This is a genomic window from Aquitalea denitrificans, from assembly GCF_009856625.1.
Lineage (GTDB): Bacteria > Pseudomonadota > Gammaproteobacteria > Burkholderiales > Chromobacteriaceae > Aquitalea > Aquitalea denitrificans.
The window spans coordinates 3175211-3198741 of the sequence record NZ_CP047241.1 but is presented as its reverse complement, the minus strand read 5'-3'; the positions used below and the strand labels follow the sequence as shown (position 1 = coordinate 3198741).

Sequence of the window (23531 nt, the reverse complement as noted above, 5' to 3'; positions counted from 1 at the left end):
CATTGATTCAATCATACCGGTTTTGCCGGGTATTCACACAGATCGGCAATCACGCAGCGATGGCATTCCGGCTTGCGCGCCTTGCATACATAGCGACCATGCAGGATCAGCCAGTGGTGGGCGTCTACCTTGAATTCAGCCGGTACGTAGCGCACCAGTTTGTCTTCAACCTCACGCACGTCCTTGCCCGGTGCCAACCGGGTGCGGTTGGATACGCGGAAAATATGGGTATCCACGGCAATGGTGGGGTGGCCAAACGCGGTGTTGAGTACCACATTGGCGGTTTTACGGCCAACGCCGGGCAGGGCTTCCAGTGCTTCGCGGTCATCCGGAACTTCGCCGCCATGCTTTTCCAGCAGCAAACGACAGGTGGCGATGACATTCTTGGCCTTGGTACGGTACAAGCCGATAGTCTTGATGTAATCGGCCAGGCTCTCCTCACCCAATGCCAGCATGGCTGCCGGGGTATTGGCCACCGCGTATAGCGGGCGGGTGGCTTTGTTGACGCTTACATCGGTTGCCTGGGCTGACAGCAATACGGCAATCAGCAGCTCGAACGGTGTGCGGTATTCCAGTTCCGTGGTGGGCTTGGGCGTGTGCTCGCGCAGGCGGCGGAAGATTTCGTAGCGCTTGGTGGCATTCATGTTGGTCGGCCTGGGGCGGGTTTGGTACTTGGGCTGCCGGTGCAAGTGAGGGGCGGGCAGGCCTGCTATTGTAGCGCAGGCCATGCCAAGCCCGAACAGCCTGCGGTTTCTACGTGCGGGATGGCGGCGACAGCAGCAGCCGGTCAAGCAGCGGCGCACACGCGCTGAGCAAGAGCAGGCTGGCTGCCAGCACGCTGCCGATGTTCATCCAGCTGTCTTGCAGACTCAGACCTCCGCAGAGCAATCCGGCGGCCACGCCATGCAGTAGCCGGCCACGCGGGGTAATGGGGGTGCTGTTGCCGTCAGTCATCACCCAGCCGGCCAGCAGCCACAATGCCGGCTGCAGCAACATCCAGCCGGTTCCCTGCGGCAGGCTGAGCAGCAGTACCAGCACCACGCCCGTCGGAGCCTGCCAGGCAAGCAGATGTCGCCAAGCCAGCCATAGACAGCCCATCAGCAAGGCCAGCGACAGCGGCAGATTGGTAACCGGCAGGGCCGTCGGCAGCCACGGTGCCAGCAGAAGCAGGCTGACCGTTACCGGATGAAAGGGACCGTTGCTTAACTGGCGCAGCAGGACGGCTGCCATACAGGCAGCGATCAGCACTATAGGAGAGCTGGCTGCAGGGAATAGCAGGCTGAGCAGTACCCCGCTCAGCAGGCTGCTTGCTTGCTGCCAGGCTTGGGAGATGGTCTGTTTGCGCAGGTAGAGACAGGCGATTTCCCCAAGCAGGCTGCAGGATAGGGCCAGCAGCAGGCTGAATAGTGCCGGCTCGCCTTGCTGGGCCAGCCAAACCAGTACGGCAGGCAGCAAGGCCAGCAGCGTCTGGCGTTGGCGGCAGGCCAGGGTAGGGGCAAGACGTATCGTGGTGGATATCATGGGTTCTCCGGTCCGTTTGCCTTGTCTGGCGGGGCTGTATTGTCTTCTTGTTGCGCAGCCTGCTGTGCGGTTTTTTGCGCGGCGGCACGCTGCATGGCGGCTGCGATCAGGGCTTTCTTGTCCGCATCCATGCTGGTGGGGGCGGTGGCGGCCTGTGCTGATTTCTGAGCGGCGGCACGCTGCATGGCGGCTGCGATCAGGGCTTTCTTGTCCGCATCCATGCTGGTGGGTGCGGTGGCGGCCTGTGCTGATTTCTGAGCGGCGGCACGCTGCATGGCAGCTTCAATCAGTGCTTGCTTGTCGCTGATTGCGTTGGCTGGCACTGACGGATGGTGCGTATCAGTGCTGACAGCCTTGGCGGCATCCTGCGCAGCCTTGCGTGCTGCCGCACGTGCCATGGCGGCATCGATTGTCGCCTGACGGCTGGCAGCAATGGCGGCGGCGCGTGCATCCGGCTGGCTGTCGTCACTGTGGCCGGTGGACTGCTTTTCCTGATGCAGGCTGTTGCGCTGTGCAGCCCGTGCCATGGCGGCAGCGATGGCCGCCTGTTTGTCTGCGCTATCGGTGGTGGCCTTGGCGGCTACTTGTGGCGTACTGGCTGCCTGCTCGCGTTTTGCTGCCTGTTCTGCCGCCCGTTCTGCCAGTCGTTGGGCTTTTTCCTGCTTGTCCCGTTCCAGACGGAGCTGGCGAAAACGATGCCGCTGCCGGGCCTGGTCTGCCACCTGTTGTTGTTGCTGTGCGCTACGGTATTGCAGTGCACTGTGGCGGAACTGCTCCAGCAAAGGCAGTTGACTGGGGCAGACTGCGCTGCACAAACCACACAGGCTGCAATCTGGCAGGCCCCATGTCAGTGCCTGTGCCGTGTCCTGCTGGCGGCAGTGCCAGTAGAGTTCCTGCGGCTGTAGCTGACTGGGGCAGATGCGTGCGCAATCGCCGCAACGGACACAGTCTTGAACGGAGGGCGCGCTAGCCAGCGCAATTGCTTGCAGGCAGTTGCTGTGCCAGTGCAAGCCAAGCGCATCGGCTTGGGCTGCAGGCAGGGTATAAGCGCGCAAGCTACCGCCGTGGCCGATGTCCTGGCAGGCAGTTGCGCCGGCAAACGCCATCACATGGCTGAGTGGTGTGCCCAGTAGTGCCAGTACATTGCCGGGGCGGGCTAATTTGCCGCCCAGGCTGACCATGCGGCTGATACAGGGCTGTCCTTGCAGGATGGCGGCACCGGCGGCGGCAACTGCATCCACCGGCAGGCACAGGCTGAAACGGGACTCTTCCGGTCGGGCCAGCAGTGTGCACAGGCTAGCTTCATCCGCCGCCGGGTAGGGTGCGGTAATGGTTGCGATATGCCAGTTGCGTCCGGCTGCGGCGGTGTGCATGGCCTTGAGAGCCGCATGCTGTTGTTGCTGGATGGCAATGGCAATACGTGTTGGCTGCAATACCTGTTCCAGCATGGCAATTGCGGCCACAACCGCGTCTGCCTGTGCGCTCAGCAGTGTGCTGACGGCAGCAAGGCCGGGTTCGTCTTCGACGGCATTGATTATCAGCAAGGGCAGGGCTTGCTGCTGTGTGGCCCACTCCAGTGGCAGCAGCGGACCGTGGTTGCCAGTTACTCCCATTTCCTGCAGTTGCAGGGCAAGGTCGAGCCGGGTCAGCTGCGCCGGGGAGGCCGGGTTCAGTGGCAAAGCTGCGTCGTGGCCGTCCACTTCCAGTATCAGGCTGCTGGCCAGCGGTGTACCGGGCAAGGCCTGTACTTGCTGGCGGATGGCAATGATGCGGCCGGATGTCGGCGCATGCAGGGCGGTGCCGTATTCGCTGTCGGCATTGGCCAGCTGCTGGTATTTCAGCACTTGTTGGCCAATGCTCACGCAGGGCTGGCTGTCTTGCAGCGCCAGCACCAGCTGCGAAGGAAGCGGCAGGGTGCTCAGCGGCACGGAGGGGTGATCCTCTGCCGGCAGGGGCAGTTTGAAACCACCTGATAAGGAGACAAAGCGCCTCATCGCATGGCCTCGCTCTTTACTGCCTTGATGGCAATCACCGGGTAGCCCCAGCGCCAGTCTGCCGGTGTTGTGGCGGGGCGCATGCTGATGCAGTCCACCGGGCAGGGTGTCAGGCAGAGTTCGCAGCCGGTGCATTCATCAGCCAGTACGGTGTGCATCTGTTTGGCCGAACCCAGAATGGCGTCGACCGGACAGGCCTGGATGCACAGGGTACAGCCGATACAGGTGCTTTCATCGATCAGGGCGACGGCCTTGGGTTTGCCGGGCGGAGCATCGGCGGCAAATGGCAGATAGTCCACGTGCAGCAGGGCGGCCAGTTTGTGGATGCCTTCCTCGCCGCCGGGTGGGCAGCGGTTGATGCGGTCTTCGCCCTTGGCCAGGGCATCGGCATAGGGTTGGCAGCCGGGATGGCCGCACTGGCCACACTGGGTTTGGGGCAGGATGGCGTCAATGCGTTCAGCCAGAGGACGTAGATCGTCAACTGTGGGTTGTTGACGGGTGGCAATGTGGCGCAACAGGCGTAGCAGCAGGATGCCGGCCAGTAACAGCAGGGTGAACTGGATGGCAATACTCATGACAGATGGGCTCCTAGACGGTGCAGGGCCAGCGCCAGCAGCAGCGCGCATGCCAGCAAGGCGGGCTGGCCACGCAGCGCTGCTGGCAGATTGCAACGCTCCAAGCGTTGCGGCAGGGTGGCAAACTGCGCCAGCAGCAGGCTGAACAGCAGTACCGGCAATAAGGTTAGCAGGCTGCCAGCCAGCGTGCCGGAAGGGATGGTAGAGCTGAACAGGGGCAGGCCTAGCAGCAGATTGTCCAGCAACAGCCAGTACCAGCGCAGGCCGAGCCAGCGTGCCTGGGTGGCAGCAACTTGCAGCAGCAATGCATTCAGCAGTAGCGGACAGACTGTGCCGACCAGCAGCGCCGGCCACAGGGAGTGGCCGCTGCCGTTTAGCTGGCCAGCCATGGCTAGCAGGATTGTACCCAGCAGCAGGCTGATCAGGCAGGCAAGACCGGTGGCGGCTGCACTCAGCAGCAAACGGCCAACATCATTGGCCTGCCGCTGGCTGAGATGCTGGCAAAATGCCAGTGCGACCAGCAGCGGCAGATAAAGCCCAGAATTCATGGCTGGAAAACCCGGAAAGCAAAACCGCAAAATTATCCGGGTTTCGTGGCTGCTTCACAACCTTGCCCGCCGCGTAGTGGGGCGCAATCTGTTGTTCAGGGCAGATGCTGACCCAACCAAGCCTGCAGTTTACGGGCCTGGCGCAGTGTTTCCTTCAGGATGCGGGCGTCCAGAGTCCCCAGCTGCTGCGGATCGATCAGGTTGTCCAGGCGTTCGCCATTTTCCTGGCATGCAAGTTGATGTCGCAGACGCAGATCCTGCAGGAAACGGGCGCTGTCGGCGAAGCTCTGGCAATCGCTGCTGCTCAGTCCAGGCAGATCTGCAGCTGCAGCAAAGCGCTCGCAGGTGCGGCTGGCCGCCGAGCCGGCCTGTAATGCCAGAATGCGGGCACCGTCGACAAACAGGTCCAGCGCTGGCTTGAGATCGAGCTTGTCATCCTGGTTGGTTTGCAGGCGACCACTCCAGCCTAGCGGCGGCTGATAGCTGCGGGCATTGCGGCTGAGTGCCTGCAGCACGGCAGGGTCGGTGGCACGCTGACGTAGTGCGCTGGCCAGCTCCAGACCCAAGGTATGCTGCCCCCAGGCAGGGCGCATATCCAGATACAGACCGACATGACCGGCACTATCCGGTGACAGCATCAGCTGGCTGAGAAAGGTATCGCTCCAGTCCTCAAGCGACAGGCAATGGCTGGGGTTGCCAGCCATGACGCCATGACGGCACAAGGGAATGCCGCAGGCGCTAAGTGCCGAACAGATGCGCTGGGCAATAGCTGGCAGCTGCTGGGAAAGCTGCTGCTGGCGCAGCGGGCTGCTGCTGCGAAATACCAGCCCGCTGTCCTGATCCGAGGTCAACGTGTTCTCTTGGCGGCCACTGCTGCCAAATTGCAGCCAGCAGACCTCCACGTCTTCCAGTCCGGCCTCGGCCAGATGCAGCTGGCACAGCCGTGCCAGTAACTGGTCATTGAACAGGCTGAGCAAGCGGGTGCTGGCATCTGCATCCATGCCTTGCTTGAACAGGGCGACTACCTGACGACGAAAGGTGGCCGCTACGCCGGCCAGCGCCGCAGTGCTGTCACAGCGGCTCAGGCGTTGCAGCATCTCCTTCATGTCCAGCCGCGACAGGCGATACAGGTCGTGCTCGGAAACAATACCCACCAGCGTGCTGCCCTCGCACACCATCACATGGCGTTCACCACTTTGCACCAGTGCCAGCATCGCTTCGCTGGCCAGGGCGCTGGGGGGAAGGATGCAGCCAGGCTGGCGCATCATGTCTTTTACCGGGGTGTCGTCTCCCCGGCCTGCCAGATGCGCACTCAGTAAGTCACGCAGGGTAAACAGCCCGAGCAGGCGCTGTTCAGGGCTGGTGATCACGACCGAGCCCACCCCCTCAGTCTGCATCTGCTCCAGCAGGGGGCGCAGGGGGGTATCTGGCCGGCAGGTGACCGGTGGCCGCTGGATGACAGCAGACAGCGGTGTATGCAGGCTGAGTCCCTGTCCGCCCAGTGCCGAGGGGTGCAACTGTCTGGCGCGGGACAGCAGGTTGGCCAGGCGTTGGGTACAAAACAGTTGGAAAGCTGGTGCTTCTGCACAAAGCGCGACAAAGGCTGCGCGTGGCAGCTGCAACACCATGCAGTCGCTGTCGGCACGGTAATGATTGCTTACCGGTCGCTGTGCCAGCAGGGCACCTAGCGGAAACATGTCGCCCTGACCCAGCATGGCAAAAGGCTGGCCGCTATAGATGTCTTCTGCCAGTACCTGGCCGTCCACCACGATGAACAGCTGGCTGGCTGGCCCGGCCTGCGGGCTAGTCAAGCTGCTGCCGCGTGAAAAATGTTGTCGGCGTGCATGACTGGCCAGTAAGGCTAGCTGTTCCTCTGTCATGGCGGCAAAAGGTTCGTGCAGGAGCAGTGCCTGCCAGTCGGCCGGGAAGGGGGTGGGCATGGTTGGGCTCCGCAGTTGGCCAAAACGGCGTTTAATATAAAGATGGCATACCGGGTCGGATATTGGGGAAATCCGCTTTCTCCTGGTATCGACCTTGGCCACACGGGTACCGGCGGGCGCTATGGTGCCGCAGCGCTCTGGGGGCAATCGCGTTATCCACGCAGTTTGAGATTTCTCGGAATAAGACCCGTATGGGCAGTAGGTTTTACCGCCCGTTCATACTGGCAGGCAAATTAAGCTGCTTGCTCTCGTGGTAGATGGCTAAGTGCCTTGGCGCAATGCCTGCCTCGCAATATGGCGTGCTTAGCATATTGGCAGATTATGTTAGCCGACATTGAATGCCAGGGTGAGTGAATGTTTTGCACTGCAACATAAACGGCAATGTCTTATCATGACAGCTTCACCACCTTTTACTGATATTGCCCATGATTGTCCGTTCCTCCCTCAGCTGGTTCCGTCTGCTGTTTGTCTGGCATGGCTCGGTTTTGCCGCGCATCCTGCCACGGCTGTTGCTGGTCTTGCTGATTGCGGTGCTGGCGGCATCGGTACGCCATTGGTGGCTCAGCAGTTTCGGAGACTCTGCGCTCAGCATTCCCACCTTTACCCTGCTGGGCGTGTCGCTGGCTATCTTCCTTGGTTTTCGCAACTCGGTCAGTTATGAACGCTTTTGGGAGGCGCGCAAGCTGTGGGGCGGCTTGCTGATTGTCAATCGCTCGATTACCCGGCAACTGCTGTCGGCGGTGCCGCGCCATCCGCTCACTGCCGAGGCCGCAGACTTGCTGTGTGCCTTTGCCTATGCGCTGAAAGCACAGCTGCGACTGGAGCACGATTGCCAACACCTGCTGCGGCTGCTGCCTGCCAGTCTGCAGGACGAAGTGCTGGCTGCGCGTTTTGCACCTGCCATCATCCTGCGACGCCTGGGAGAGCTGATCCAGCAATTGCAGCGCGAAGGCTGCATCAGCGAGTTGCAGTGGCATGCGCTGGACCACAAGCTGAACACCATGTCGGAAATCCTGGGCGGTTGCGAGCGCATCGACACCACACCGATCCCTTATACATACCGCGTTCTGTTGAACCGTACGGTCACCATTTACAGCCTGCTGCTACCGATGGGGCTGGTCAGCAGCATAGGCTGGCTGACTCCGCCCATTGCGGTATTCATTGCCTACACTTATCTGGCACTGGAGGTGATAGGGGAAGAGCTGGAAGAACCCTTTGGCCGTGAAGGCAATGATCTGCCACTGGCTGCGCTATGTCATACCATCGAATCTGCAGTACGGGAGATGCAGGGCCTGCCGGTTGGGGTGGAAGCGCCACAGCCAGAAGGGGTTTATCTGCATTGAGTGATGCACTATGGCTGGCTTGCATGCCGGAGGGCAAAATCTCTGCTAGTGATGTACTGTGCTGTGCGGCCAGTTCTGCACAATAAAAAAAAGCCCGGTGAAATCACCGGGCTCAAGGTCAGTGTGCTCCTGAACTGATTCAGATGGGGTTTTGCAGCTGGCCCAGAATCTGCGGATTTTCCAGCGTGGAAACGTCCTGTGTGATTTCCTCGCCCTTGGCGATCGAGCGCAACAGACGGCGCATGATCTTGCCGGAGCGGGTCTTGGGCAGGTTTTCGCCAAAGCGGATGTCGTCCGGCTGGGCGATCTTGCCGATTTCGTGGGCTACCCAGTTCTTGAGTTCGGCCGCAATCTTCTTGGCTTCATCGCCTTCCGGACGGGCGCCCTTCAGTACCACGAAGGCCACCACGGCTTCACCCTTCACTTCATGCGGTTTGCCCACCACGGCGGCTTCGGCCACCAGCGGGTTGGCCACCAGTGCCGATTCGATTTCCATGGTGCCCAGACGGTGGCCGGATACGTTCAGCACATCGTCGATACGGCCCATGATCCAGAAGTAGCCGTTTTCGTCGCGGTTGGCCGAGTCGCCAGCCAGGTAGTACTGGCCGTTGAACTCGTCCGGGAAGTAGGTTTTCTTGAAGCGGTCCGGGTCGTTCCAGATGGTACGTACCAGGGACGGGAAGGGCTTCTTGATCACCAGGAAGCCACCGCGGCCCGGTTCCACCTGCGCGCCCGATTCGTCCACGATATCGGCAATGATGCCCGGTAGCGGCAGGGTGCAAGAGCCCGGCTTGGTGGGTACGGCACCCGGGATCGGCGCAATCATGGCCGAGCCGGTTTCGGTTTGCCACCAGGTGTCCACGATAGGGCAGCGGCCACCGCCCACCACTTCGTAGTACCACATCCAGGCTTCCGGATTGATCGGCTCGCCCACGGTGCCCAATAGGCGCAGGCTGGACAGGTCGAACTGCTTGGGCAGGTCGTTGCCCAGTTTGATCAGCGAGCGGATGGCGGTCGGTGCCGTGTAGAAAATGCTGACCTTGTGCTGCTCGATCATGCGCCAGAAGCGACCGGCATCCGGGTAGGTCGGTACACCTTCGAACACCACCTGGGTGGCGCCGATGCCCAGCGGGCCGTAGCAGATATAGGAGTGACCGGTGATCCAGCCCACATCGGCGGTGCACCAGTACACATCATTCGGTTTGTAGTCAAAAGCCCAGCGGAAGCTGTTGATGGCACCCAAGAGATAGCCAGCGCTGCTGTGCTGGATGCCTTTCGGTTTGCCGGTAGAGCCGGAGGTGTACAGGATGAACAGCGGGTCGTCAGCCAGCATCCATTCCGGTTCGCAGGCTTCGGCCTGGCCTTCCACCAGCTTGTGCCACCATACGTCGCGGCCTTCGGTCCACTGTGCGCCGCCATTGGTGCGCTGGTAAACCACCACGTTCTGTACAGATTCGCAGCCTTCCAGTGCCAGGGCTTCGTCCACAGTGGCCTTCAGCGGAACGGTTTTGCCGCCGCGCAGGCCTTCATTGGCGGTAATCACCAGCTTGGCACCGGCATCCTGGATACGGTCGCGCACGGCACCTGCTGAGAAACCACCGAATACCACAGAGTGGATGGCACCGATACGGGCGCAGGCCTGCATGGCCACGATGGCCTCAATCACCATCGGCATGTAGATGACCACACGGTCGCCCTTGCCAATGCCCAGGCTCTTCAGGCCATTGGCAAACTGGCAAACGCGGCGGTGCAGTTCGGAATAGGTAACCCGGGTCACTTCACCATCATCAGCTTCGAAGATCAGGGCGATCTTGTTGGCGTTGAGCGGCAGGTGACGGTCCAGGCAGTTGTAGGAGACGTTCAGAACGCCATCGTCAAACCATTTGAAGAAAGGTGCGTTGCTATCATCCAGAACCCGCGAGAAGGGCTTTTTCCAGGTGATCAGTTCGCGGGCAAGGTCCCCCCAGAACGACAGGTAGCTGTCATCAGCCTGTTCGCACAGTGCGTTGTAGGCTTCCATGCCCGAAACCGTAGCCTTGTGGCGGAAGTCGTCGGACGGCGGAAAGCTGCGGGTTTCTTTCAGAATGGACTCGAGGGTGGACATTACCTTCTCCTTTTATGTTTTGTCGTGCTGTAGCCGCATCCCGCAGGATGCGGCCCAGGGTGAAACGATTAGTGCTTGGAAGCGCCGGAGGCACCAATGCCGGTCATGGAGCGGACGAACTGGGCATCGAACTTGGCTTTTTCTTCAGCAGCAGACTTGGAGTTGTCGGTCACCGAGAACAGCCAGGTGGTTACGAACGCCAGGGTGATGGAGAAAATGGCCGGGTTCTTGTACGGGAACAGGGCGGCTTTGTGTTTCATCACATCCACCCATACTGCCGGTCCCAAGACAATCAGCACCACGGCAGTAGCCAGGCCGATGAAGCCGCCGATTACGGCACCGCGTGTGGTCAGGCCTTTCCAGAACATGGACAGGAACAGTACCGGAAAGTTGGCGGAAGCGGCGATGGAGAAGGCCAGACCTACCATGAAGGCAATGTTCTGCTTCTCGAACACCAGACCCAGCACGATGGCAATCACGCCCAGTGCCACGGTAGTGATCTTGGATACACGGATTTCGTCAGCTTCGTTAGCCTTGCCCTTCATGATGACGGAGGCGTACAGGTCGTGCGAGACAGCAGAGGCACCGGACAGGGCCAAACCTGCTACAACGGCCAGGATGGTGGCGAAAGCAACCGCAGAGATGAAGCCCAGGAACATGTCACCGCCAACAGCATTGGCCAGGTGAATGGCGGCCATATTGCTGCCACCAACCAGTTGGGTGATTTGCTTGCCATCCTTGGTGATGGTTTCCATCATGCCCGGCTGGTTCAGTACCAGCATGATTGCGCCAAAACCGATGATGAAGGTGAGGATGTAGAAGTAGCCGATGAAACCGGTGGCGTAGAATACCGACTTGCGTGCTTCCTTGGCGTCAGACACGGTGAAGAAGCGCATCAGGATGTGCGGCAGACCGGCAGTACCAAACATCAGCGCCATGCCCAGCGAAATGGAGTCAACCGGATCAGCCTTGCCCGGTGCCATGATGGCAGCGTGTTTGGCGTGAGCGGCAACTGCCTTTTCGAACATCAGTTCCGGGCTGAAACCCACGGTGGACAGTACCATGAAGGCCATGAAGGATGCGCCACACAGCAGCAGCACAGCCTTGATGATCTGTACCCAGGTGGTAGCCAGCATGCCGCCGAACAGCACGTAGCACACCATCAGGATGCCCACCATCACCACGGCGGAAGAGTAGTTCATGCCGAACAGCAGCTGGATCAGCTTGCCGGCACCAACCATCTGGGCAATCAGGTACATGGCAACCACAACCAGAGTGGAAGTGGCAGCAAACATGCGTACCGGAGTCTGTTGCAGGCGGTAGGACGCTACGTCGGCAAAAGTGTATTTGCCCAGGTTGCGCAGACGTTCGGCTACCAGGAACAGGATGACCGGCCAGCCAACCAAGAAGCCCATGGAGTAGATCAGGCCGTCATAGCCCTTGTCGAACACCATGGCGGAAATACCCAGGAAGGAGGCTGCCGACATGTAGTCACCGGCAATAGCCAGGCCATTCTGGAAACCGCTGATACCGCCGCCTGCGGTGTAGAAGTCCGAAGCGGAACGGGTACGGCGTGCTGCCCAGTAGGTAATGCCCATGGTAAAGGCCACGAACACCACGAACATGATGATGGCGTGCCAGTTGGTGGCCTGCTGTTTGACATCACCTTCGATGGCGCCGGAGGCAAAAGCCAGGGCAGGGAAAAGCGTTAATGCTGCCAGAGCGAGAGAGCCAGTGCGTTTTGTCATTGTTGTGCCTCCTCTACAATCTCGCGGTTGAGCTGGTCAAACTCGCCGTTGGCTTTGCGCACGTACAGGCCGGTCAGCACGAAAGCAGAAAGAATGATCAGAATCCCTACCGGGATGCCTACAGTCATGGTCATGCCGGGGCCGAGCGGTGCGCCCAGCGTAGACGGCGAAAATGCCAGTATCAGAATGAAGCCATAGTAAATGACCAGCATTACGATGCTGAGCTGCCAACCCAGGCTTGTCTTCTTGTGAACAAGCTCTTTGAACTTCGGGTTGGACTGTACTTTCTTGAGTACGTCCTCGTTCATTGCATCCTCCTTTGTCGTAACGATCGTCTGACCGCTGGAGGAAACATAAGGGACGAAAGGCTGCGCCTGCTAATCGCTTTTTTTGATTGATTAAATTTGCCAGACGGATGCTGCAATGCAAAAAATAATAATAAACAATGAGTTACAGTGGTATTTTTACTCGATTTACCATGTTGTGGTTACGGTTTTTTTTGAAAAAAATACGTGAAAATGTTGTGGAACAGCGTGTAATGACCGCAAAATGTTATCCACGATAAGGTCGGTAAAACAGACGAATGTAGTCCGCTCGCTACAGGCAGGGAGAACAGGCCGTACATGGAAATCTATCAGTTGAGGACCTTTGTCACCGTAGCCCAGCAAGGGCACCTGACGCAGGCCGCAGAGTTACTGCATTTATCCCAGCCCGCCGTGACCGCACAGATCAAGGCACTGGAAGAAGAAGTGGGCATGCCCTTGTTTGAACGCACTGCCGGCGGCGTCACCATGACACGGGCAGGGCAGGAGCTGCTGCCCCAGGCTCAGTCCATCTTGGCTTCGGCGCGGGAAATCATTAATCATGCCAAAAGCCTGAAAGGTCAAACCGGAGGTAAGGCGCAGATCGGCCTTACCCTGACGCCAGCCACCCTGAAAATGGGCGAGTGGGTAGCGGCGCTGGTGGAAAAATACCCGCTGCTCGATTTGCGTCTGCAGCACGGGGTGACCGGTGAAGTCCTTAACCTGGTACGCAAGAAAGAGCTGGATGCTGGCTTCTATCTGGGTAAAAACCCCTACGTCAACGTCAATACCGTACTGTTGACCAATCTCCCCTTCCGTATCGTCATCCCCAAAAACTGGGATAGCAGAATCGATCTGACCAATCATAAAGATCTGGGGCGTTTGCCGTGGATTGGCCTGTCTCAGTTCTCCAGCCTGTCCAAAATTACAGCTGAACTCTGGCGCGAACTGAATATTTCACCGAAGAAAGTCGCAGAAAGCGACAATCTGGCCTCCATTCTGGAACTTGTCGCCTGTGGAGTGGGCATTGCGCTGGCCCGTGAAGAGGAAGCGCTGGAGTGGGAAGCCGCCGGGCGATTGACGGTTGTCCCCGGTGTGCGCAAACTGGCCGAGTTGCAGTTCGTCTATCCCTCGGACCGGGTGGGTGACCCGATTCTGGAGGCGCTGCTGCAGGAGTTGATCCGTGTCTGGGCACTCAGCCCGGGCGCGGCACATTGAGTGTTGTCCAACAGACAAGGACGATTCATGGCCTACGAGTGGTTTGCCAGCGCTTTCCAGCGTTACCTTAGCACCATGGAGTTGAGCCAGCGCCGCTTGCTGGATGCCCAGCAGGATGCCTGTCTGAGCTGGACTGCCGCCTGGCTGCCCGGTTACCCGCTGGCCGATGCCGATTTGCAAGGCCGGATTGATGGCAGCCTGCTGGGCGGTGTGTCCCTGCTGCAGGCTCAGGCCGACAATCAGCGCGACCTGATGCTGGCAACGGAGAAGTCACTCAATGACATGCACCGCCGCCTGCTGCAGCAACTGGAACAGTCAGGCAACCACCCATCTTTCAGCGTGATGAAGCAGGCTTTGCAGCTGGGACAAAGTTCTGGCAGCGCAGTCAGCAAAATGAGCCGGCAAGTCGGCCACTTTGCTGCCACCAGCTTCTCCTCGGCCTCGCTCAATGCTGCCCGTGACATGCGCCGGGTCTGGCGTCGGCAAAAACCCTGATTGCCTTCTGGTGTTTATCTGCCCGGCTCACGTCTAGAATCGGGCCATGCAAGCCCTTTCTTCTCTGGCCTTTGGCCAACGCTTTCTGGAACTGCCGCCGGCCTTCTATCGCCGGGTACAGCCCCAGGCGCTCAGTCAGCCGTATCTTGTTGCGGCAAATGCTTCCCTGTGTGCAATGCTGGGCATCCAGCCGGATACGCTAGCTCAGCCAGCAGCGCTCGCGTTGTTGTCCGGCAACCGGCTTGCCGACGACATGCAGCCCACTGCTGCCATGTATGCAGGACATCAGTTTGGGGTGTATGTACCCCAGCTGGGTGATGGCCGCGCGCTATTGCTGGGTGATACATCAGATTCCCATGGGCAGCGCTGGGAATGGCAGCTCAAGGGAGCTGGGCTTACCCCGTTTTCACGCATGGGAGACGGGCGAGCCGTATTGCGCTCTACCATTCGTGAATACCTGTGCAGCGAAGCCATGCATGGCCTGGGCATCCCCACCACCCGGGCGCTGGCCATGATCGGCTCGCCAGATCCGGTTTACCGGGAGAGGCCGGAGACGGCGGCCGTGCTCACCCGTCTGGCGGAAAGTTTTGTCCGCTTTGGTAGTTTCGAGGTGTTCTACCATCGCGGCCTGCACGATGAAATCCGGCTGCTGGCCGACTTCATCATCCGGCATCATTTTCCTGACTGTGCGCAGCAAGAACAGCCCTATGCAGCACTGTTCGCCGAGATTGTCAGCAGAACGGCGCGGATGATTGCTCAGTGGCAGGCTGTCGGCTTCTGTCACGGCGTAATGAATACCGACAATATGTCCGTGTTGGGGCTGACGCTGGATTACGGCCCGTTTGGCTTTATGGATGGTTTCAACGCAGCACATGTATGTAATCACAGTGACCATGCCGGGCGCTATGCCTACAACCAGCAACCCCAGGTTGGTTTGTGGAATCTGCATTGCCTGGCCTCGGCATTCCTGCCGCTGGTGAGTGAAGCGCAATTGCTGGAAGCACTCTCCGGCTATCGGGAGCAGTACTCACAACACTGGCAGGGGCTGATGCGCAACAAGCTGGGCCTTGCTGTGCCGGATGAGGGTGATGACGCACTGATCGAAGCGCTACTGTTGGCCATGCATGCGCATCAGACCGATTACACCGTATTCTTCCGCCGGCTGGCCGACTTTGACAGCGCGGGCGACAACCACGCATTGCGGGACATGTTCCTGGATCGCAGCCTGTTTGATGACTGGGCTGCACGCTACACTGCGCACCTGCAGCTGGAAACCAGGCCGGCTGCCGAGCGCAGGTCTGCTATGCTGGCGGTCAACCCCAAATATATCCTGCGCAATCATCTGGCCGAGCAGGCGATTCAAGCCGCTCAGCAGGGGGATTTTTCGCAAATCGCCAGTCTGCATCACTGTCTGCAGCACCCCTTTGACGAGCAGCCGCAGTATCAGGCTTACGCCGCCGAGCCTCCTGCCTGGGCGCAGGAAATCAGCGTTAGCTGTTCCAGTTAAACCGGCGCTCGGTTTTCATCCCGATGCTTGTCAGGTGCCGTGCCATACCTGGCCGTCACTCTTCCCCCTTTTTAGCGCCCTGTTACCAGCTCATTTCCTGATACCCGCGGGTAGCAGGGCGCATAGCCCCCTCCAGTATTTTCTTATCGCTTTGCTCAGTATGTCATTCATGCCAAGCAGCCCATTCACCGCAGAAGCTATTGATCTCAATAGTCATCGCACCATCAATCGGAAATATCAAAATATCAAAAAAATCTCTTTGATATTTTGATATTTCCGATTGTAATAATTTCAAAATATATATTTTGAAATTATTTTCAATTTTTAAATCATGGTCTGGTATTTTGGGCAGTGTGAAATACTTGTATGGCAGATGCTTGTGTATTAATTTTCATTGCTGCGTTTTGCTAATGGCTGTTGGAGAATTCAATGAAAATAATCAAGGCAGATGTGTTCGTAAGTTGCCCTGGGCGAAATTTTGTTACGCTAAAAATAACAACGGAATCTGGGTTGAGCGGTGTGGGCGATGCCACCCTGAATGGGCGGGAACTCTCCGTTGCTGCGTATCTGCGTGACCATCTGTGCCCACAGCTTATTGGACGGGATGCGCAGAAAATAGAAGATATCTGGCAATATTTTTATAAAGGTGGCTACTGGCGACGTGGTCCGGTAACCATGTCCGCTATTTCTTCTATTGATATGGCCTTGTGGGATATCAAAGGAAAAGCAGCAAACATGCCAGTGTATCAACTGCTGGGTGGTGCTTCACGCGAAAAAGTCATGGTGTATGGCCATTGCACGGGAAGTACTATTGATGCCGTGCTGGATGATTATGCCAGGTTGCTTGAAATGGGATTCCAGGCGATACGTGTGCAATGTGGAATTCCTGGTGTGTCATCTGCTTATGGGCTGGCAAAACAAAAAGGTGGTAAGTATGAGCCGGCAGCTAAAGGGGTTTATCCTGAAGAGCAGTTGTGGTCAACAGAAAAGTATCTGAATTTTATACCAACAGTATTCGATAGAATTCGTAATAAATTTGGCATGGATTCTTGCCTGTTACATGATATACATCATCGCCTGACACCGATAGAAGCTGCACGTTTCGGTAAAGATGTTGAGCCATATCATTTATTTTGGATGGAAGATCCTACGCCGGCAGAGAATCAGGAATGTTTCCGCTTGATAAGACAGCATACCGTTACGCCAATTGCGGTTGGGGAAGTGTTCAATAGTATATGGGATTGCAAACAATTAATCGAGCAGCAGTTGATTGATTTTATTCGCACGACAGTGACGCATGCGGGTGGGATCAGTGGTATGCGCCGTATTGCTGATTTTGCTTCACTTTATCAAATACGCACCGGCTCTCATGGCGCGAGCGACTTGTCTCCGATCAGTATGGCAGCCGCTTTGCACTTTGATTTATGGGTTCCCAATTTTGGTATTCAGGAATATATGGGCTATTCGGAAGCCATGCTGGAAGCATTTCCTCGAAACTGGATATTTGATAATGGTTATATGCACCCAAGAGATGCGCCGGGTTTGGGTGTGGATTTTGATGAGAAGATTGCTGAGAAATATCCCTATGAACCAGCTTGTCTACCGATAGCCAGGCTGGAAGATGGCACGATGTGGAATTGGTAACGAATGGGAGCCGTGATGAAAAGCATAGTCATTAGTCAGCCTGGTGTGCTCGAAATACAGCAGCGCGAGATGCCACAACCTGCCGATGATGAGGTAAGAGTAAAAGTCATCTACGCCGGGGTGTGTGGTTCTGATGTCCATATTTATCATGGGCATAACCCATTTGCCAGATATCCACGGGTAATCGGGCATGAATTTTTTGGTGTCATTGACCAGGTTGGGCGTGACGTGATGCCAAGCAGGATTGGCCAGCATGTAGTTATCGATCCGGTGGTCAGTTGTGGGCAATGTTATCCCTGCTCGGTTGGACGACCTAATGTCTGTCTGAATTTACAGGTGATTGGGGTACACCGTGATGGTGGATTTAGTGAGTTTGCCTGTGTGCCTGCCTGCAATGCCCATATTGTTCCAGAAACAATCCCTGCACTGCATGCGGCGCTGGTTGAACCATTCAGCATCGCGGCCAATATCACCGCACAATTAAAGCCAACAGCGCAGGATGTCGCCTTGGTTTATGGTGCCGGTCCCATGGGGCTGGCGGTGATTCAAGTATTGAAAAAAGTATTTGGTGTGGCACATCTTGTTGCGACTGATCGTATTGCATCAAGGCTGGATCGTGCCATCGAGTGTGGTGCAGATCAGGTTGTGACTAATCAGGATGCTTATTTATTGGACTATTTTCAGGAGTATGGACGCGCGCCTACCCTGATTGTGGATGCAGCATGTCATCCAGCCATTTTGCAGCAGGCCATCGAATTGGCTTCGCCTGCAGGGCGGATTGGAATAATGGGTTTTTCTGATGTCCCATGCATGATCAGCCAGAAAGACCTGACCAGCAAGGAACTTTCCATTTTTTCATCACGATTGAATAGCGCGCGTTTTCCTCAGGTGATTTGCTGGATGGGTGATGGAAAGTTAAATCCTGATGTTTTAATTACGCATAAGCTTGATTTTAATCAGGTGGGTGTGGCATTGCATTTGTTTGAAAATGAGCCAGCGGAGTGTTGCAAAATATTATTGGAATTTCCTGGTTAATTCAATTTACCGATACATGATGGTAATGATGTTTTGGAGTAAATGTAATGAATACGGCAAAAGTGTTGGAGCAGGATCTGGATGGAAAAGAGACATCTGGTTTGGTCAAGGCTGCAGTTTCGGGTTGGTTGGGTACTGCATTAGAGTTTATGGATTTCCAGCTGTATTCGCTTGGTGCTGCATTGGTTTTCCATGAAATTTTCTTTTATGGCCAGAGTAAGGCCATGGTTCTCATTCTGGCAATGGGTACTTATGGTGCTGGTTATCTGGCCCGTATTGTGGGAGCTTTTGTGTTTGGCCGGATGGGCGATTCAATTGGCAGGAAAAAAGTATTATTCATTACAATTACCATGATGGGAGTGTGTACCACACTGATTGGTGTGTTGCCCACCTATGCGCAAATTGGCATTATGGCACCAATTTTATTAGTATTGCTGCGAATTGTACAAGGTCTGGGTGCCGGTGCTGAAATATCCGGTGCTGGCACCATGCTGGCTGAGTTTGCACCGGTGGGGCGGCGCGGTATTATTTCCTCTTTGGTTGCCATGGGAACCAATTGCGGTACTTTGGCAGCTACTGCAATTTGGGCTCTGGTATTTTATACCTTGGATAGACAGCAATTGATGGAGTGGGGATGGCGTATTCCCTTTCTATCCAGTGTTGTTGTCATGATTTTCGCTATCTGGCTGCGTGCCAATCTTAAGGAAAGCCCGGTATTTGTTCAGGAAAAAGAAAAAAATATCCAAGTTGCTGCAACTGATCATGTTGTGGCTGATGATCGTTTCGTTTCCATGTTTCGTAGTCGATCATTTTGGATTGCTACCGGCCTGCGTTTTGGCCAGGCGGGTAACTCTGGGCTGATACAGACTTTCCTTACGGGTTATCTGGTTCAAACATTGTTATTTGATAAAAGCATTCCTACCGATGCCTTGATGATTAGTTCCGTGGTTGGGTTTTTTAGTATTCCACTATTGGGTTGGCTTTCTGATAAATTTGGTCGGCGGCTGCCTTATATTGTGTTGAATGTGATGGCTATTTTTCTCATATACCCCTTGCTCTCTTTGATAATGGAGCCGAATCATGGGGTTGGGCTAATCATGGTATGTATTATTGTGATTCACAATATTGCGGTGTTGGGCTTGTTTGCGCTGGAAAATATCACGTTGGCAGAGTTGTTCGGTGCTCGTCAGCGTTTTACCCGTATGGCAATTTCTAAAGAAACGGGCGGGCTGGTTGCGGTAGGTTTTGGCCCCTTGCTGGCAGGTATTTTCTGTCATCTTAGTGGTAGTTGGTGGCCGATTTCCGTGATGGTGATGGCTTACTCTGCGATTGGCTTGCTTGCGGCACTGCTGATGCCGGAGGTGAAGGATCGCGATTTGAATCTGCTTACGGACGCTGCAGATTTACATGGCAGGGGCTAGGGCTGGTGCCGTGCAGTTTGGTCTCATCATCCTATTCATTGGGTAATCTCATGAGTCAGTCGATTGCGACAGCATTAGTCCCGCAGCCTGGATATCCTCGGCAGGATCTGCGTCCGCGGCTCTTGCACCTGGGGTGCGGGGCATTTCATCGTGCCCATCAGGCAGTTTATGCAGATGAGTTAGCTGCTCGGCATGGCGGTGATTGGGGGTATTGTGAAGTCAGCTTGTCGGATAGCAGCGGTACGATTCGCGCGCTGAAGCAGCAGGATTTACTGTATTCGGTGTCTGATATTGATGGGCAGGGCTGGCATTGCCGCGTTGTTGGCATTGTTTGCCAGGCACTATCGCGGACTGAGGATGGCCTGCTGGCGGTGCTGGAGGCGCTAGCACATCCGGAGCTGGCGATCGTGACCTTAACCATTACCGAGAAAGGCTATTGTCACTTGCCGGCTACGGGGCAATTGCAGCTGGACCATCCCACCATCTTGCATGATGCGGCCCATCCTTTGCAGCCTCAGTCGGCACCTGCGGTATTGCTGGCTGGATTACGTCTACGTCGCCAGCGTGGTTTGCCGGCCTTTGCGGTGTTGTCCTGTGACAATATGCCGGCCAATGGTGAGATTACCCGTCGGGTATTAATGCAATTGGCGGCGCTGCAGGATGATGCAGAAATGGTGGACTGGGTAGCGCAGCATGTGGCCTGTCCGTCCAGCATGGTGGATTGTATTGTCCCCATGGTCAGCGATGCGAGCCGCAGCCAGATCCGGGCGTTGCTGGGGGGCGTGGATGACCCGGCCGGGGTGACATCCGAACCATTCCGACAGTGGGTGATCGAGGATCATTTCCCGCAAGGCCGGCCAGCGTGGGAGCGGGTGGGGGTGCAGTTGGTTGCCGATGTGAGCCCATTCGAGGAAATGAAGCTGCGTATGCTGAACGGCAGCCATTCTTTTCTGGCGTATCTGGGCTATCTGGCGGGCTATAGCCATATTAGTGATTGCATGCAGGATGCAGCGCTGGCGCAACTGGTGCATCACCTGATGCTGCAGGAGCAAGCGGTGACGCTGGTGAATTGTCCACAGCCGGCAGAGGATTATGCTGCCAGTTTGTTACAGCGTTTTCGCAATCCGGCGCTGCAGCATCGAACCTGGCAGATTGCCATGGATGGTTCGCAAAAACTTCCGCAGCGCCTGCTTGATCCCATCCGTATTCATCTGGCACGAGGCAGTCGCTTTGATTGCCTGGCGCTGGGGCTCGCCGCCTGGATGTACTACGTGTCCGGTATTGATGAACAGGGGCGTGCGATTGAGGTGTGTGACCCGTTGGCCGCCGAGATAAGCATGCTGCTGCAGTCGCGAGGGCCTGCGATGTCGCCTGTGCAGGCCTTATTGCAACTGGAGCAGGTGTTTGCGACGGATCTGCCACGCAATGCACATTTCGTGGCGGTACTCAGCCAGTATTTCCATCAACTGCAGCAGTTCGGTGCCAAAGCGTGTGCGGCACAGCTTTGTGCTCGGCTTGGCTATGCCGGGGCTGTTGACTGATTAGGCTGAGGTAGCCGGCCACCACTGCGCAGTGCTGCTGAATACCGCCATGGCGTGGGCGTGGCGGTTCACTCTGTTAGTATGCGGTGCTTATCGATCTGGATGGCTGTCTTGCATGACCATACCTCCGTTATTAACCGGCATGCTGCCCGTGAATCAACAGATTTTCCGTCTGTTGCGGCAGGATATCGTGACCGCCAGAATTCCCCCTGGTGTGTTGTTATCCGAAAAGGAAATTTCCAGGCGGTTTGCGGTGTCGCGCCAGCCGGTGCGCGAAGCTTTCATCAAGCTGGCGGAAGCCGGACTGGTGCAGATTCTGCCGCAGCGTGGCACCTTGGTGGTAAAGATTTCGGTGCGTGAGGTGGCGGAAGGCAGCTTTATCCGGCAGGCGGTGGAGTGTGCGCTGGCCCGGAGACTGGCTGAGCAGATCAGCCCTGCGCAGTTGCTGGCATTGGAGCACAATCTGCACCAGCAGCGTTTGGCCGCGCAAGAAGGGCAGGCCGATGCTTTCTTGATGCTGGATGATCAGTTTCATCAGTTGCTGGCCCGCTTTGCCGGGTGTGAGCTTGCCTGGCAAACCATTGAAAGCATTAAGGCAACCATGGACCGGGTGCGTTTTCTTAGCCTGGAGGCGGTGTCGCCACCGGAAGTTCTGATTCAGCAGCATGCGCAGATTATCACCGCCTTGCAGGCACAGGATGCTGATGCGACCGAAGCGGCAATGACGGTGCATCTGCAGGAGATTGGGCGTTCGGTTACGGCGATTGCCCGACAGAACGGTGATTGGTTTATTGACTGAACGATCAGATTTTTATTTGAAACATTATGCAAAAGCCCCGCCAGGTATATCCAGCGGGGCTTTTGTGTCTAACAGACTGCTAGCAAATTATTTTAGTGCACTACCAGCAATGTAAATGGCGGCAGGTAGGCCATCGCCGTTACCACCAGGCCGACCAGGCAGGCCAGGGCCAGCGAGTGGAAGAACACATAGCGCAGGATCACGCCTTCCTTACCGTAATACTGGGTTGCTGTCGACGCCACCACGATGGACTGGGCGTCGATCATCTTGCCCATCACACCGCCAGCCGAGTTGGCGGCTGTCATCAGTACCGGGGACAGGCCCAACTGGGTGGCAGAAGCCTTTTGCAGACCACCGAACAGCACGTTGGCGGCGGTGTCTGAACCTGTCAGCGCCACACCCAGCCAGCCCAGCAGGGTGCCGAAGAAGGGGTAGAGCACGCCAGTGTGCGAGAAGGCCAGGCCCAGGGTGATGTCCACGCCGGAGTAACGAGTCAGGTATCCCAGTGCCAGCATGGCTACGATGGTGATCAGCGAGTAGCGCAGCGACCAGAAAGTCTGACCGTACACTTTCACCAGTTCACTCGGGCGGTAGCCCATGATCAGGCCGGACAGAATGCCGGCTACCAGAATGCCGGTACCGGTGGTGGACAGCAGGTTCAGCTTGTAGACGGCGGCTTCCAGGTGCGGCTTAGCCACGACTGGCGGCATCTTCTGTACCAGGTTATGCAGGCCGGGCCACTGAATGTCCAGGGTGAAGATGGCGTCCAGCGCCTTTTTCACGCTAGGCGAACCCCAGGCAAATACCAGTACCGACAGGATCAGCCATGGCAGCCAGGCGCGAATCACGTCGCTGGTGGAATAGCCATGCTTGGGTTGCAGTTCGGTCTTGCCGGCTGCCTCGGCAGCAGCACCGGCCATGGTGCCGGCAGTTGAGGTGTAAACCTCTTGCGGGTGCCACACCTTCAGGAACAGTACCAGCGCAGCAATGGAGCAGACCGAGGCGATCACGGCCACCAGCTCAGGCCCCATGGTATTGGAGACGATCAGTTGCGGAATGGCGAAGGACAGGCCGGCTACCAGGGCGGCAGGCCAGATGCGCATGGTGTTTTTCCAGCCGCAGAAGGCAATCAGCAGCCAGAATGGCACGATGACAGCGAAGATGGTCATCTGGCGACCCACCATGGAGGAAATCAGCATCACGTCGATGCCGGTTACCTTGGCCAGTGTGGTGATCGGGGTTCCCAGCGCACCGTAGGCTACCGGTGCGGTATTGGCAATCAGTGACAGGCCGGAGGCCGCCAGCGGCGAGAAGCCCAGGCCGATCAGCATGGCACCGGTTACGGCTACCGGGGTACCAAAGCCGCCAGCACCTTCGAAGAAGGCACCAAAGCAGAAAGCAATCAGCAGCAGTTGCAGGCGGCGGTCTTGCGTGACGCCGGTAATGCTTTCACGCAGGATGGCGAACTGGCCTTTACGTTCTGTCAGCTGGTACAGGAAGATCACGTTCAGAATGATCCAGCCGATCGGCAGCAAGCCGTTGGCCGCACCCATCAGGGTGGCACTGACTGCCATGCTGCCGGGCATACCGAAGATGCCGATGGCAACCACGAGGGAAGTAATCAGGCCCATCAAGGCAGCAATGTGAGCCTTGATATGGAAAATGCCGAGCGCGCCCAGCAGCACGATGACCGGCAGCGCTGCGCACAGCGTAGACAGCCACGGGTTGCCCAGTGGGTCGTAAACGTGGGACCACATGATGGTTCTCTCCAATGATTGTTGGCGTTGATCGGGCTT

19 protein-coding genes are annotated in these 23531 nt (G+C 57.1%); 9 read left to right on the top strand and 10 right to left on the bottom strand.

All coding sequences use genetic code 11. From position 1 onward, the window contains the following. Positions 1-11: 11 nt before the first annotated feature. From nth to GSR16_RS14485, 6 genes are all read right to left on the bottom strand, one after another. Entirely contained in the window at positions 12-644 is a 633-nt protein-coding gene (gene nth, locus GSR16_RS14510) for an endonuclease III (protein WP_159878591.1), read from the bottom strand. Between the two features lie 109 nt (positions 645-753). Beyond that, positions 754-1521: an RnfABCDGE type electron transport complex subunit D gene (locus tag GSR16_RS14505; RefSeq protein WP_159878589.1), complete on the bottom strand. Its 768-nt coding sequence runs from the start codon at positions 1519-1521 to the stop codon at positions 754-756. Then, positions 1518-3515 carry a 4Fe-4S dicluster domain-containing protein gene (locus GSR16_RS14500; protein WP_159878587.1) on the bottom strand — a complete coding sequence of 666 codons (1998 nt, stop codon included), beginning with the start codon at positions 3513-3515 and terminating at the stop codon, positions 1518-1520. The genes GSR16_RS14505 and GSR16_RS14500 overlap by 4 nt, the downstream gene beginning before the upstream one ends. Further along, entirely contained in the window at positions 3512-4090 is a 579-nt protein-coding gene (gene rsxB / locus GSR16_RS14495; protein ID WP_205677442.1) for an electron transport complex subunit RsxB, read from the bottom strand. The genes GSR16_RS14500 and rsxB overlap by 4 nt, the downstream gene beginning before the upstream one ends. Further along, positions 4087-4638: a hypothetical protein gene (locus GSR16_RS14490; protein WP_159878585.1), complete on the bottom strand. Its 552-nt coding sequence runs from the start codon at positions 4636-4638 to the stop codon at positions 4087-4089. The genes rsxB and GSR16_RS14490 overlap by 4 nt, the downstream gene beginning before the upstream one ends. 95 nt (positions 4639-4733) lie before the next feature. Beyond that, complete coding sequence (locus tag GSR16_RS14485) at positions 4734-6578, bottom strand: DUF294 nucleotidyltransferase-like domain-containing protein (RefSeq protein WP_159878583.1); 1845 nt, start codon at positions 6576-6578, stop codon at positions 4734-4736. A gap of 425 nt (positions 6579-7003) precedes the next feature. Here GSR16_RS14485 and GSR16_RS14480 point away from each other — a divergent pair, with 425 nt between their 5' ends. Continuing rightward, positions 7004-7921: a bestrophin family protein gene (locus GSR16_RS14480; protein ID WP_159878573.1), complete on the top strand. Its 918-nt coding sequence runs from the start codon at positions 7004-7006 to the stop codon at positions 7919-7921. A gap of 139 nt (positions 7922-8060) precedes the next feature. Here the strand turns inward: GSR16_RS14480 and acs are convergent, their stop codons facing one another. The 3 genes from acs to GSR16_RS14465 form a co-directional block, all read right to left on the bottom strand. Then, positions 8061-10025, bottom strand: a complete 1965-nt coding sequence (acs, locus tag GSR16_RS14475) for an acetate--CoA ligase (RefSeq protein WP_159878571.1) — start codon at positions 10023-10025, stop codon at positions 8061-8063. A gap of 68 nt (positions 10026-10093) precedes the next feature. Further along, positions 10094-11773, bottom strand: coding sequence for a cation acetate symporter (locus GSR16_RS14470; RefSeq protein WP_159878569.1), 1680 nt, complete (start codon positions 11771-11773; stop codon positions 10094-10096). After that, positions 11770-12081, bottom strand: coding sequence for a DUF485 domain-containing protein (locus GSR16_RS14465; RefSeq protein WP_159878567.1), 312 nt, complete (start codon positions 12079-12081; stop codon positions 11770-11772). The genes GSR16_RS14470 and GSR16_RS14465 overlap by 4 nt, the downstream gene beginning before the upstream one ends. 315 nt (positions 12082-12396) lie before the next feature. Between GSR16_RS14465 and GSR16_RS14460 the strand changes: the two genes are divergently transcribed. From GSR16_RS14460 to GSR16_RS14425, 8 genes are all read left to right on the top strand, one after another. Beyond that, the gene (locus tag GSR16_RS14460; RefSeq protein WP_159878565.1) at positions 12397-13293 is read left to right on the top strand and encodes a LysR family transcriptional regulator; all 897 of its coding nucleotides are present in this window, start codon (positions 12397-12399) and stop codon (positions 13291-13293) included. Positions 13294-13320: 27 nt separating this feature from the next. Further along, complete coding sequence (locus GSR16_RS14455) at positions 13321-13788, top strand: hypothetical protein (RefSeq protein WP_159878563.1); 468 nt, start codon at positions 13321-13323, stop codon at positions 13786-13788. Positions 13789-13834: 46 nt separating this feature from the next. Next, a complete protein-coding gene (locus tag GSR16_RS14450; protein WP_159878561.1) occupies positions 13835-15295 on the top strand; it encodes a protein adenylyltransferase SelO in 1461 nt (486 codons plus the stop codon). Positions 15296-15724: 429 nt separating this feature from the next. Continuing rightward, positions 15725-16939, top strand: coding sequence for a D-mannonate dehydratase ManD (manD, locus tag GSR16_RS14445; protein ID WP_159878559.1), 1215 nt, complete (start codon positions 15725-15727; stop codon positions 16937-16939). Between the two features lie 15 nt (positions 16940-16954). Then, a complete protein-coding gene (locus GSR16_RS14440) occupies positions 16955-17974 on the top strand; it encodes a Zn-dependent oxidoreductase (protein WP_159878557.1) in 1020 nt (339 codons plus the stop codon). Positions 17975-18021: 47 nt separating this feature from the next. After that, positions 18022-19395, top strand: a complete 1374-nt coding sequence (locus tag GSR16_RS21210; RefSeq protein ID WP_159878555.1) for an MFS transporter — start codon at positions 18022-18024, stop codon at positions 19393-19395. A 50-nt stretch (positions 19396-19445) separates the two neighbouring features. Further along, a complete protein-coding gene (locus tag GSR16_RS14430) occupies positions 19446-20936 on the top strand; it encodes a mannitol dehydrogenase family protein (RefSeq protein ID WP_159880857.1) in 1491 nt (496 codons plus the stop codon). A 31-nt stretch (positions 20937-20967) separates the two neighbouring features. Then, positions 20968-21735, top strand: a complete 768-nt coding sequence (locus GSR16_RS14425) for a GntR family transcriptional regulator (RefSeq protein ID WP_276608557.1) — start codon at positions 20968-20970, stop codon at positions 21733-21735. 92 nt (positions 21736-21827) lie between these two features. Here GSR16_RS14425 and GSR16_RS14420 read toward each other — a convergent pair whose 3' ends face one another. Beyond that, on the bottom strand, positions 21828-23492 hold the full coding sequence (locus GSR16_RS14420; protein ID WP_159878553.1) for an L-lactate permease: 1665 nt from the start codon (positions 23490-23492) through the stop codon (positions 21828-21830). Between the last annotated feature and the right edge of the window lie 39 nt (positions 23493-23531).